General features: G+C 70.4%; 12 protein-coding genes. 6 read left to right on the plus strand and 6 right to left on the minus strand.

Annotated elements, in window-relative coordinates:
- Nucleotide 1: 1 nt before the first annotated feature.
- The 5 genes from CQ047_RS13215 (at nt 2) to CQ047_RS13235 (ending at nt 3,412) form a co-directional block, all read left to right on the plus strand.
- Entirely contained in the window at nt 2-400 is a 399-nt protein-coding gene (locus CQ047_RS13215; RefSeq protein ID WP_146114352.1) for a hypothetical protein, read from the plus strand.
- The gene (locus CQ047_RS13220; protein ID WP_105676004.1) at nt 397-708 is read left to right on the plus strand and encodes an SHOCT domain-containing protein; all 312 of its coding nucleotides are present in this window, start codon (nt 397-399) and stop codon (nt 706-708) included. Before CQ047_RS13215 ends, CQ047_RS13220 begins: the two co-directional genes overlap by 4 nt.
- Nucleotides 709-785: 77 nt before the next feature.
- Nucleotides 786-1,190, plus strand: a complete 405-nt coding sequence (locus tag CQ047_RS13225) for an SHOCT domain-containing protein (protein WP_105676006.1) — start codon at nt 786-788, stop codon at nt 1,188-1,190.
- Between the two features lie 4 nt (nt 1,191-1,194).
- Entirely contained in the window at nt 1,195-1,773 is a 579-nt protein-coding gene (locus CQ047_RS13230; protein WP_105676008.1) for a hypothetical protein, read from the plus strand.
- A 4-nt stretch (nt 1,774-1,777) separates the two neighbouring features.
- On the plus strand, nt 1,778-3,412 hold the full coding sequence (locus tag CQ047_RS13235) for an alpha/beta-hydrolase family protein (RefSeq protein ID WP_105676010.1): 1,635 nt from the start codon (nt 1,778-1,780) through the stop codon (nt 3,410-3,412).
- Nucleotide 3,413: 1 nt separating this feature from the next.
- Here the strand turns inward: CQ047_RS13235 and CQ047_RS13240 are convergent, their stop codons facing one another.
- From CQ047_RS13240 to CQ047_RS13255, 4 genes are all read right to left on the minus strand, one after another.
- Nucleotides 3,414-4,004: a 2'-5' RNA ligase family protein gene (locus CQ047_RS13240; RefSeq protein WP_258132651.1), complete on the minus strand. Its 591-nt coding sequence runs from the start codon at nt 4,002-4,004 to the stop codon at nt 3,414-3,416.
- Between the two features lie 105 nt (nt 4,005-4,109).
- Entirely contained in the window at nt 4,110-4,757 is a 648-nt protein-coding gene (locus CQ047_RS13245) for a LysE family translocator (protein WP_105676014.1), read from the minus strand.
- Between the two features lie 197 nt (nt 4,758-4,954).
- Nucleotides 4,955-6,934: a YhgE/Pip domain-containing protein gene (locus tag CQ047_RS13250; protein ID WP_105676016.1), complete on the minus strand. Its 1,980-nt coding sequence runs from the start codon at nt 6,932-6,934 to the stop codon at nt 4,955-4,957.
- Nucleotides 6,931-9,765, minus strand: a complete 2,835-nt coding sequence (locus CQ047_RS13255; protein WP_105676018.1) for an efflux RND transporter permease subunit — start codon at nt 9,763-9,765, stop codon at nt 6,931-6,933. The genes CQ047_RS13250 and CQ047_RS13255 overlap by 4 nt, the downstream gene beginning before the upstream one ends.
- Before the next feature lie 122 nt (nt 9,766-9,887).
- Here CQ047_RS13255 and CQ047_RS13260 point away from each other — a divergent pair, with 122 nt between their 5' ends.
- Nucleotides 9,888-10,511, plus strand: a complete 624-nt coding sequence (locus CQ047_RS13260) for a TetR/AcrR family transcriptional regulator (RefSeq protein ID WP_105676020.1) — start codon at nt 9,888-9,890, stop codon at nt 10,509-10,511.
- 21 nt (nt 10,512-10,532) lie between these two features.
- Here the strand turns inward: CQ047_RS13260 and CQ047_RS13265 are convergent, their stop codons facing one another.
- Nucleotides 10,533-10,847: a DUF2277 domain-containing protein gene (locus CQ047_RS13265; RefSeq protein ID WP_105676022.1), complete on the minus strand. Its 315-nt coding sequence runs from the start codon at nt 10,845-10,847 to the stop codon at nt 10,533-10,535.
- Between the two features lie 9 nt (nt 10,848-10,856).
- The gene (locus CQ047_RS13270) at nt 10,857-11,849 is read right to left on the minus strand and encodes an o-succinylbenzoate synthase (RefSeq protein ID WP_105676024.1); all 993 of its coding nucleotides are present in this window, start codon (nt 11,847-11,849) and stop codon (nt 10,857-10,859) included.
- Nucleotides 11,850-11,879 lie beyond the last annotated feature (30 nt).

The following is an 11,879-nucleotide window of genomic DNA, read 5'->3' on the forward strand; positions in this document are numbered from 1 at the left end:
CATGACCACGTCGAACTACGTCGGACCGCTGAGCTTCGCGGTCTTCGCTGTGCCGGCCGACGCGGAGCTCGTCTCCGTCATCGACGAGCTGCAGAGCCTGCAGCTCTCGCACGCCGTCGAGGTGCTCGATCTCGAGCTGGTGGAGCTCTCCGACGACGGGACGGTGCGCCGGCTGACCTTCGCAGACGAGACTGCGGCCGCCGCGGAGACCGATCTGCTCGATGACGACGACCTCTCCGAGATCGGACGCGAACTGCGAGCGGGCGAGCGGGCGCTCGTCGTCGTCTACGAGGACCGCAGCCTTGCGACGGTCGCCGACCGCATCACGGCGCTCGGCGGACGCGAGGCATGGGCGGGCGGCATCGACGCCGCCGATCTGGACGAGGGAGTCGCATCATGAGTCTGCTCCGCACGGCCGCACGCGCGGCGGTCGCCACCCGGGTGGTCGGCAACGTCCAGCGACGGCAGCACCAGCAGTGGGCGGCCCAGGACGCCGCCGTGGCCGCGCAGCAGGCGCAGGCGGCGGATGACGCCGCTGCTCGCCTCGCGGCCACCGCCGCTCCTGCACCGGCCGCTCCGGCGCCGGTCGCTGCGCCGGACATGACCCAGGTGATCGCACAGCTCCAGCAGCTCGGCCAGCTGCGGGACGCCGGCGTGCTCACCGACGCGGAGTTCGAGGCGCAGAAGCAGCGGCTCCTCGGCGCCTGAGCCCGACCCATGACCCAGGATGCCGCACCTGCGGCATCCGTCACGAACGCCGCAGACGCGGCAAGGAGTACAACAGCATGCATTTCTGGTCCTCGATCGTCGACATCCTCTGGTGGTCTCTCACGGTCTTCGTCTTCGTCGCCTATCTGATGGCGTTGTTCTCGATCATCAGCGACCTGTTCCGCGACCGCGCGCTCAACGGCTTCGCGAAGGCGGTCTGGCTGCTCTTCCTGGTGTTCCTGCCCTTCCTCACCGCGCTGGTGTACCTCATCGTGCGCGGCAAGGGCATGGGCGAGCGCGCCGCGCAGCAGTCCGCCGCCGCGCAGTCCGCTGCCGAGGACTACGTCCGCTCGGTTGCCGGGACGGCCGCGACGCCCACCGACGAGATCGAGCGGGCCAAGCGCTTGTTCGACGCCGGTGCGATCAGCGAGGCCGAGTTCGCCTCGTTGAAGCAGTCCGCGCTGCGTCGCGCCTCGGCGTGATGCGGTGCAGCGGCTGATCGGGCAGGCGATGCGCGATCACGACGAGGCCCCGGTCGGCGGCGCCCCCTTCTCCGGAAGGGGGATGCCGTCGGCCGGCGCCTCGTGGGCCGGCCGGCTGGCCACCTCCGCCGAGGGGATCTACGGGCTGATCATCGTCGCCGGCATGATCGTCGTCAGCCGCAACCTCACCGCGAGCTCCGGAGACGCCCTGATCTCGGTCGTGACGACGCTGCTGGTGTTCTTCGCGGCGCACGTCTACTCCTCGGCGGTCTCCTGGATGGCCAGGGGGTCCGAGCGCCGATCGCTCGGCGAGGCGCTCGCGCACGGGATCGGGGAGTCGTCCGGAATGATCGTCGTCGGTGCGGTTCCCGTCGTCATCCTGCTGCTCGGTGTGATCGGTGTCCTCCGCGATGCGGACGCCGTGTGGCTCGCCCTCGGCGCCGATGTGATGCTGCTCGGGCTGCTGGGCTGGTTCATCGCCGCCTCCCGCAGCGACAGCCTGTGGGTGCGCCTCGGGAGCATGCTCGTCACCGCCGCGTTCGGCGGGGTGCTCATCGCGCTGAAGGCGCTCGTCCATCATTGATGCCATGAAGGATTCGGACTCGCCCCGCCGTCGCTGGTGGCACGTCGATCCGGGCGGAGCGCTCGGCGGCCTGCTGCTGGCGGTGCTGTCGGCGACCCCGTCGTTGCTCCCTCGTGCGGCGCTGTTCCAGGGGCTCATCACGGCGGTCGCCTTCGCTGTGGGCTATGGAGTCGGCACGGCGGCGTGGCTCGGCATCCGACGCCTCGTGCCGATGCGCAGCCGACCGATCCTCTGGATCGCGTACGGGGTGCTCTGGCTCGTCGCGGTCGGAGCGCTGTCCGTGCTCGCCGTCGCATGGCAGAACGAGGTGCGCAGAGCAGTGGAGATGCCTCCGCTGGACGCCGTGGACCTCGCCGGGTTCCTGCTCGGATTCCTCCCGGTCGTCGTCATCCTGATCGCGGTCGGAAAGCTCAACCGTCGCGTCTTCCGTGCCCTCCAGCGCATGTCGGGCACACCGGTGGCGCTGCTCGGCACCCTCACCGCGCTGATCGCGGGCATCGCCGCGACCGTGCTCGTCGTCATGTTCGGCGTGGACGCCGTGTACAAGGGACTCAACGGAGCCCCGGATGCCGAGGCCGTCGAGCCGTCGAGCGAGTTCCGCTCCGCCGGGGCCGGGTCAGCGATCCGCTGGGAGGACCTGGGGCGGCACGGCAGCGCCTTCATCGGCGGTGGACCCACGGCGTCGGAGATCACGGCGCTCACCGGAGTGGAGGCGAAGGACCCCATCCGCGTCTACGCGGGGCTGGAGTCCGCGGAGACCCCGGAGGCGAGGGCGCAGCTCGTCGTCGACGAGTTGGAGCGGACGGGCGCGTTCGACCGCTCGGTGCTCGTCGTCGCGACGACCACCGGGTCGGGCTGGCTGGAGGCGCAGACCGTCGACGCGATCGAGTACCTGCACGCCGGTGACACCGCGATCGCCGCGATGCAGTACGCCTACACCCCGAGCTGGGTGTCGTTCCTGTTCGATCCGGACGCTCCCGTCGAGTCGGCGCGGGCGCTGTTCGACGCGGTCGAGGAGCGGTGGTCCCGGCTCCCCGCCGATGACCGCCCCGAGCTGATCGTGTACGGTCTGAGCCTCGGCGCTCACGGCGGACAGGCGGTGTTCGACGGCCTCGGCGATCTGCGGTCTCGTGCGGACGGGGCGATGTTCGTCGGCAGCCCCAACGGATCGGCGCTGTGGCGCACACTGCAGGGGGCGCGCGATCCCGGGAGCCCGGTGTGGCAGCCGGTGCTCGCAGACGGACGAGAGGTGCGGTGGATCTCCCGCGCGGGGGACGAGAGCCTGCTGCCAGGGCCCTGGTCGGAGCCGCGCGTGCTGTACCTGCAGCACGCGACCGACCCGGTGACCTGGCTCACTCCCGAGCTGATCTGGAGTCCGCCCGAGTGGCTGGATCCGTCGCAGCGAGCGGATGACGTCAGCCCGGAGATGCGGTGGATACCGGTCGTGACCGCCGTGCAGGTCGGCATCGACATGCTCGGCGGCGAGGCCGTGCCCGCACGGCACGGACACAACTTCGGCGATGTCGTCACGACGGGCTGGCGCGAGGTCGCCGGCGACGCGGGTCTCGACCAGGCGGCCGTGGACCGCATCCAGGAGGAGATCGAGGGCTACGCGCCCATCCAGCCCTACCTGGAGTGAGTCAGCCGCCGAGCGGGATGATCTCGGCGTACTCCCCGCCCTCGTCGTACCAGACGAACTCGGCCTCGGTTATGGTCTCGGTCGGCGGGAGCTCGAATGCGCGACGCGCCGCGCGCTCCAGAACCTCCCACTCCGCAGCGCCGAGGGAGCGTGCGTAGACGAGGGAGAGGTGGAACGTCCAGTCGTCGACGCTCAGCTCATCGAGCCGCCGGTAGTCGGTCGGCTCGAGCCTGTCCGTGAGACGGGAGTACGCCTGGACCAGGGACGCAGACCGCGCCGCGCGGAGGATGACGACCTGCCAGGGAGACGGGAACGCGTCGACGGCATCCGCCGTCACCTCGATCGGAGGCTGTTCAGCAGCCCACTCGCGGACCAGCCCCGCGACCTCTTCTCGGCGCCCCGCCTCGAAGAATCCGCGCAGCGTCACATGTCCGGTGTGCGGATGCTTCAGGTCGCGTGCGGGCCCGTCGAGCAGCGCGCGCTGCGTGCTCTCGTACTCGTGCGCGACGGCCGCGGAAGGCCGCAGCACGAGGTACTGCTGGCCCTGCAGCGAGGCGAGCTGATCCGGGGTGTCCATGAACGGTCGTCGCATGGGTCGAGGGTACGTGAGTCCGGTCGCCCCCGTGCGTCACATGACGGTGACGTTCCGGAGAAGCGCGGTCGACGACCGGGCGGCGACTCGAAGGTGCTGCCGACGTCAGGGGGCGACGGCGGGAGCGGGAGCGTCGATGGCGAGTTTCACGCCGATCGCGCCGAGCAGCGTGCCGGTGACCCGTTTCTGCCATCGCATCCACGTGGGCCTGCGCTGAAGGAAGGTGGCGACGGAGCCGGCGACGACGATGATCGCGCCGTTGACCACCACCCCGACGAGGATCTGGATCGCGCCGAGCTGGAATCCCTGCGCCACAATGCTGCCGGCGGCGGGATCGATGAACTGCGGAATGAGCGCGAGATAGAGGATCGCGACCTTCGGGTTCAACAGGTTCGTCAGAAGCCCCATGCGGAAGAGCGTGCCGAACGAATCGCGAGGCAGATCATCGGTCTCGAACGGGGACCTCCCACCCGGGCGAAGCGTCTTGTAGGCGAGCCAGAGGAGGTACAGGGCGCCCGCGATCTTCACAACGATGAACAGCCAGGGGACGACGAGGAAGACCGCCGCCAACCCGAGGTTGGCCATGACGAGGTACACGACGAAGCCCACAGCCGTCCCGGACAGCGACATCATCCCGGCACGCCATCCCTGGCTGATGCTGCGAGAGACCAGATACATCATGTTCGGTCCGGGGGTGAGGGCGAGCCCGAGCTCGATGAGCGCGATACCGAGGGCGGCGGACAACGAGATCATGCACGCTTCTTTCATCAGGAGGATTCACACGCGCATCCCCCTCGACGCTGCACCCAGTCTCGCATCCGATCTACGTATGAGCTCGCACACGCTCCGATGCGCCGGGGGAGATCTGTGCCGGCGCCGACGAGAACGCCTCCGCAGGTCGCTGTGCGGAGGCGTTCTCGGTCCCCCGGAGGGCGACGGTCGATGGATGCTCAGGCGGTCGCGAGCACCGTCTTCGCAGAGGTCGTCCGGCGAAGGGCGATCGCGAGGGTCGTGACGATCAGGGACAGCACACCCCAGACCACGAGCCCCGCTGCGGCCCCGCCGTTCGCGGCGATCAGACCCGTGAACGCGGGCGCCGTGGGCAGGGAGGCCCCGATCGCCGAGAGCCACCCGGGAACGGTCGAGATGAGCCCGGTCGCGACGGCCAGCACACCGACCAGAGCGCCGATCCAGCGGCCGATCCCGCCGAAGACCGCGACGAGCGCCTGGTTCACCGCGGCGAACACGACGCCGGCGAGCACAGCCGTGCCCGCGAACGCCCACCAGGTCGCCGCGTCATAGCTCGCCACGATCTGCACGATGAGCGCCACGAGCACGCCCTGACCGGCGCCGATCAGCGCGGCCGGCGCGAAGGAGCGCAGAGCGAGACCGGCCGAGGAGCGGCGGGACGTGAGGGTGCGCGCCGTGTGCGCCCGCATCACGATGAACGAGGCGAGTCCGCCGAACCACAGCACGACGGCGGCGAGCAGCGGGATCGCGGTCGGGCCGAAGATCGTGTCCATCTTCGAGTTCGAGGTGACCGGGTCGGCCATCACCGTCGCCAGCGACTTCGACTCGCCGTCGGTGAACGACGGCAGGGAGTCGGAGGCCTTGCGCAGTCCACCGGCGAGATCACCGGTGCCCGTCGCCAGGGTGTCGAGCCCGGTGGCGAGCTCGGTCGCTCCGGTGGACAGCTGCGTGGCGCCGTCCGACAGCTGCGTCGCCCCGTCGGCGAGCTGGCGGGCGCCGCTCGCGGACTTGTCGATGCCGTCGGTGGCGAGCTGGTTGAGGCCGGCGGAGATGGATGAGGCGGCGGTGCCGGCATCGCGCATGCTCGTCGCGAGCGTGGTAAATGTTCCGGGGAGGGCGGTGAGGCCGTTCTGGACGTCTTGATTGCTCAGGATGGCCGACGCGGTACCCGCGGACGTCGCGGCGTTTCCGGCCAGGCCCGAGGCCTCTTTGACCTGCGCGCACAGGTCGTCCGCTGTGGCGGACACACACGTCGCGGCCATCATGCCGAGGTCTTCAGCGAGCTTCGCCGTGTCCTTGGCGGCGCTTCCGGCCGATGTCGTCGCGATCTTGAGGTTGTCCACCAGCCCAGGCATGCCGGCCGTGTCGGTCGTGAGCTTCGACGCCCCGCCGAGCAGCCCGGACCCGAGCTGTCCCGCGCCGGCGGCGATCTGACGGGTGCTGCCGGCGATCGTGCCGAGGCCGTTCGCGAGATCGGAGGCGCCGGATCCGAGACCGGACGCGCCGGTGGCCAGCTTCGCGGCGCCGTCCGGGATCGCGGCCGCACCGGTCGCGGCATCCCGTGCTCCGGAGGCGAGTTGCAGCGCGCCGTCAGCCGCTTCGCCGATCTGGTCGCCGAGGGTGGTGAAGCCGACCAGCACGTTGCTCATGGTCGCCTCGCTGAGCATCGAGCCCATCGTCGACGTCGCGACCGAGGCGATCTGGCTGGTGATGAGATCGTCGGCGACGAGGCCGTCGGGTGGAGTGGTGACCGTGATGGTCGCCTTCTCAGCCTTGTCGGAGGCGGCGCCGCCTCCGTCGGAGATCGCCTGGCCTGCGGAGGTCGCGGCGGCGGAGAAGTCCTCGGGGATCGTGATGACGGCCTGGTAGGTGCCGTCGGCGAGCCCGTCGGCGGCGTCGTCCTTGTTGGAGATGACCCAGGTGAGGTTGGAGTCGAGGTCGTCCGAGCCCTCGACGAGCCCCGCAGAGAGCTGTCGGCCCAGCGGGGTCAGCTGCCCGTCGATCGTGACCGGGTCGTCGAGGTTCACGATCGCGGCGGTCATGGAGTCCAGCCGCTCGGTCGGGTTCTGCAGCGCCGCGACGAGGATGCCCCCGACGGCTGCGGGGAGCAGCAGGATGCCGAGGATCGTCAGCCACGTGATGGGCTTGCGGGAGCGTGCGCGCTCGATGGGGAGGGTCATGCGGTCACCTCGGTGGATTCTGCGGAGTCTTCGGCGTCGAGGCCGGCGGCATCCGTTGCGTCTGCGGCGGAGTCGGGGTGGGCGGCGGGCGCGTCGGCGAGGCGAGGAGCGGGTGCGCTCACGTCGACGAGGTCCGTGGTCTCGCGCCCGGCGGACGCGAGGATGTCGAGCGCCGCGGCGGGAGCAGCGGCGGTGAGAAGCACGGCCGTGGCGGCATCCGCGTCGCGCAGTCGCGCAGCGAGCTGATCGCGCGCCGCCTGCGGAAGCAGGTCGACGCCGTCGATCACGACGAGTGCGGGGCGGCCGCGCAGGGCTTCGGAGAGATCGGATGCCGTGGCTCCGGCATCCGTCGCGATCACCGTTCCGACGTGCGCCCTGACCCACGCTGCGCGTCCGGGGAGGAGGTGGCCGGCGACCCGCAGTCGACCGTCGTCGGGGGTGACGCGTCCGGCGATCGCGAGGGCGAGCGCGCGGAGTGTACCGGGGGCGGCTCCGGTGAGGACCGCCGATCCGCCGGGTGCGACGCGCAGGTGCAGTCCGTCGATGCCGGTGTCGGCGAGAACGAGACCGTCGGCGGCGACGACCGAGTCGTCTCCGGGCCAGGAGGAGAGGTGCCGCTCACGCTCCACGGCCTCGCCCTCGATGTCGACGCTGGGGAGGATCCGTTCGAGCCACGCGGGGATCTGCCAGGCGCGCTCGCCGAGGATGGCCATGAGCGCCGGGATCAGCGTCATCCGCACGAGGAAGGCGTCGATCGCGATGCCCGCGGCGAGCCCCAGCGCGATCGGCTTGAGCGAGGAGTCGCCCTCGGGGACGAACGCGACGAACACCGCGAACATGATGAGTCCTGCGGCGGTGACGACCTTCGCCGAGCCCGTGAAGCCAGTGCGCACGGCTCGGAGGGCCGCGGCCCGGCGCGCCGAGCGGTCGGGGTTCTTCGAGTCCTTGTCGTGCACGAAGTCCTCGCGCATGCGGGAGACGAGGAACACCTGGTAGTCCATCGCGAGTCCGAACAGCACGCCCATCAGGATGATCGGCATGAAGCTGATGATCGGGCCGACCTTCGCGACGTGCAGGAGGTCGGCGAACCAGCCCCACTCGAAGACGGCGCCGACGATGCCGAACGCCGCGACGATCGAGAGCAGGTAGCCGAGGGCGGCGGTGACGGGGACCCAGATCGAGCGGAACACGATGGTCAGCAGGATCAGCGAGAGGCCGATCACGAAGATGCCGAACGGCAGCAGCGCGTTGCCGAGCTGGTCGGAGATGTCGATCCCGACGGCGGTGAAGCCCGTGACCTTGAGATCGATGCCGAACTCCTTCAGCCACTCGTCGTGGTGGGAGCGGAGCTCGCGCACGAGATCGGCTGTCGCGGGGGCGTCGGGCGCCGTCTCGGGGATGATCTGCACGATGCCGGTGTCGGCGGTCTCGTTGGGGGTCGAGAGAGCGACCTCCTTCACGCCGTCGACCTTCGCGACGGCGTCTCCGAGATCCTCCATGAGGCCCAGCGGATCGGTCGACGTGACGATCGTGCCGGTGAGGATCAGCGGACCGTTGAAGCCGGCGCCGAACTCCTCGCCGACGAGGTCGTAGGTCTGCCGCGCCTCGGAGTCCTTCGGCAGCACGCCCGCGTTCGGGAGCGCGAGGTTCAGGCTCAGCGCGGGCACCGCGACGATGCCGAGGCCGATCACGACCGCGAGCGACACGAGGATCGGGCGCTTCGTGACGCCGGAGACCCAGCGCTGGCTGAACGAGCGACGGGCCTCGGGTGCGGAGGCGCCCTTGCGCGCCTTGCGCTCGCGGCGCGGCCAGCCGGTGACCCGGCCCTTGACGAAGCCGAGCACGGCCGGGGTGAGGGTCACGGCGATCGCCACGGCGACGGCGACCGCGACGGATGCCGCGATGCCCATGGTCGTGAGGAAGGGGATGCCGGCGAATCCGAGGCCGATCAGCGCGATCAGCACGGTGACTCCGGCGAACACGACCGCAGACCCCGCTGTGCCCACGGCGCGCGACGCGGACTCCTCGGGGTCGACGCCCTCGCGCACCTGATCCTGGTGTCTCGCCATGATGAACAGGGCGTAGTCGATGCCGACGGCGAGCCCGAGCATGAGCGCCAGGAGCGGCGTGGTCGAGGAGACGGTCGCGAAGGCCGTGGCGGCGAAGATGCCGGCCATGGAGATGCCGACGCCGAGGATCGCGGTGAGCAGCGGGAGTCCTGCGACGACGAAGGAGCGGAACGTGACGATGAGGACGAGCAGGGCGATCAGCAGGCCGACGGCCTCGGTGAGCGTCACGCCGGGGATGGACATCGCGAAGAGGTCTCCGCCGAGGGAGGTCTGCGAGCCGTCGGGGAGCGCTGCGGAGAGCTCGTCGACGGTGCGGGTGAGAGCATCCTTCGTCTCTGCCGAGACGTCGGTCGCCTGCCCTTCGAACTGCAGGCGCACGATCGCGGCGGTCTTGTCGTCGTTGATCATGCCCTTGACCATCTCGTCATAGGGCGAGGTGATGGCGAGCACGCCCTTCATCGTCGACAGCTCGTCGACGGCGTGCTCCACGTCTGTGCGGTAGGCGTCATCCGTGATGTGGTCGCCGTCGGCCGCGACGACGATGAACTGCGCGTTGGTGCCGCTCACCTGGGGGAACGAGCGGGACAGCTGCTCGAGGCCGGCCTGCGATTCGGTCCCGGGGATCGAGAAGGTGTTGTCGGTGCCCTGCCCCAGAGCCAGCGCACCGGCGCCGGCGATGCCGAGCACGATGAGCCAGGAGACGAGCACGCGCCAGGGGTGCCGGAACGACCAGCGCCCGAGCGAGGACAGGAGAGTGGACACGACGTTCCTCCGAGGATCCCAGTTGGATACACAGGTGTATCCAATACATAGATGTATCGTAAAGGTGTCGGCCCGCGAAAGTCTGTGTGCCGGGTGTGAGAATGAGGGGGCAGGAGGATTCGATGACGACATCCACGACGCGCAGTCGCGAGAACACACTAGCCAGGCTGCTCGATGCCGCAGCACAGGTGTTCGCCGAGGTGGGCCTCGACGGCGCATCGGTCGAGGCCGTGTGCGAGCGCGCAGGCTTCACCCGCGGAGCCTTCTACTCCAACTTCGAGTCCAAGGACGAGCTCTTCCTCACGCTCGCCGCCAGTGTGGGCGAGGTGCGCGTGAAGGCGGTCCGCGCCCGCGTCGAGGAGATGACGGCCGACGGCGCGCTCGCCGAGGGGTGCGATCCCGTCGAGCTCGTGCAGGACGTCATGGACTCGGGCGGCGACGACCGTCTCGGCGTGATGCTCATGAGCGAGATCCGCATCCGAGCACTTCGGGACGAGGCCTTCGGCGCCGCCTATCTCGCCCAGGAGCGCGAGATGGTCGCCAGCATCGCGCAGATCATCACCGACATCGTCGCCGCCGGTCTCCTGCGGCTGCGAGTGCCCGCCGAGGCCGCCGCGCGCATGCTCATGATCGTGTGGGAGGGAATGACCGTCCGCGGCGCGATGGACGGGCAGGATGCCGCGCAGCTTCGCCGCTCCGGCGGCGTCGAGCTCGGACGCCTGGTGCAGCTGCTCATCGAGGAGTGAGTCCGCGCCGCGAGGCGAGGATCACGATGCGGCGCGCGCTGCCCGCTTCTCCTGCTGGAACACGCGGATCGCTTCGTAGCGCTCAGCGGATCGGGCCTGGCGCTTCGCCGCCTCCTCCGCACGGTTCTTCGGCGGCGCCGGGGTGACGAGCTCGTCGAGCAGACGACGCGTCGACTCCGCGATCTCGGCGACGGCGCGGTCGAACACCTCCTGATTCGCTCGCGAGGGCTTCGTCGTGCCCGCGATCTTGCGCACGAACTGGAGCGCGGCGTCGTGGCACTCCTCGTCGGTGGCGGCCGGTTCGAGGTTGTTCAGAGGGACGATGTTGCGGCACATGCAGCCAGGCTAGGACGCATCTCCGACGCCGCCAAGCACCTCGTGGCAGCGGCCGAGGCGGGCCAGCCACCAGTCGCGGCGCTCGTCGGAGGCCGCGAGCCGCGTGAGCGCCGCGGCATCCGGTGCCACCCTGCCCACCGGGATCGAGCCGTCGACCGGACGGAGGTCGGCGACGTCGTCGAGGAACAGCGACGCCGTTCCGAGACCGCAGTCGAAGTCGAGCCGCGGCAGCGCGGCGGCGAGGGCGGCGCCCTGGGAGAGCCCGATCGCGGTGTCGAGGGCGCTCGACACGACCACGGGGAGTCCGGCGGCGGTCACGATCTGGAGCGCGTGCGTGACGCCGCCGAGCGGCTGCGCCTTCACGACGAGGAGGTCGGCCGCCTTCGCGCGGGCGACGGCGAGCGGGTCGGACGACTTGCGCACGCTCTCGTCGGCGGCGACCGGGATGCCCATGTACTTCACCCGTCGGCGCAGCTCGGCGAGCTCGTCGACCGTCGCGCACGGCTGCTCGACGTACTCCAGGTCGAACTCGTTGAGGGCGTGCACGGCGTGCTCGGCCTCGTCGACGTTCCACAGACCGTTCGCATCGACGCGGATGCGGCCCTCCGGACCCATGACCTCGCGCACGGCGCGCACGCGGGCCACGTCGTCGGCGAGCGTCTGACCGGGCTCGGCGACCTTGACCTTGGCGGTGCGGCACCCGGGGAACCGGGCGAGCACCTCGGCCACCTTCGACGCGTCGACCGCGGGGACGGTGGCATTGACCGGGATGCGGTCGCGCAGCGGCTCCGGCTGGGCGTTCCAGGCGAAGTCGATCGCCGCGGCGAGCCAGGTCGAGGCCTCGGCATCCGCGTACTCCACGAAGGGGGAGAACTCCGCCCAGCCCTCGGGGCCCTCGAAGAGCAGGGCCTCTCTCGTGTCGACGCCGCGGAAGCGCGTGTGCATCGGGAGGGAGACGACCCGTGCCGAGTCGATCAGGTCTGCGAGCGGCGGGAGCGTCATAGGGTCCATCTTGCTCCGTCGCGGGCCGAA

This window comes from Microbacterium sp. MYb72 (assembly GCF_002979415.1).
GTDB lineage: Bacteria > Actinomycetota > Actinomycetes > Actinomycetales > Microbacteriaceae > Microbacterium > Microbacterium natoriense.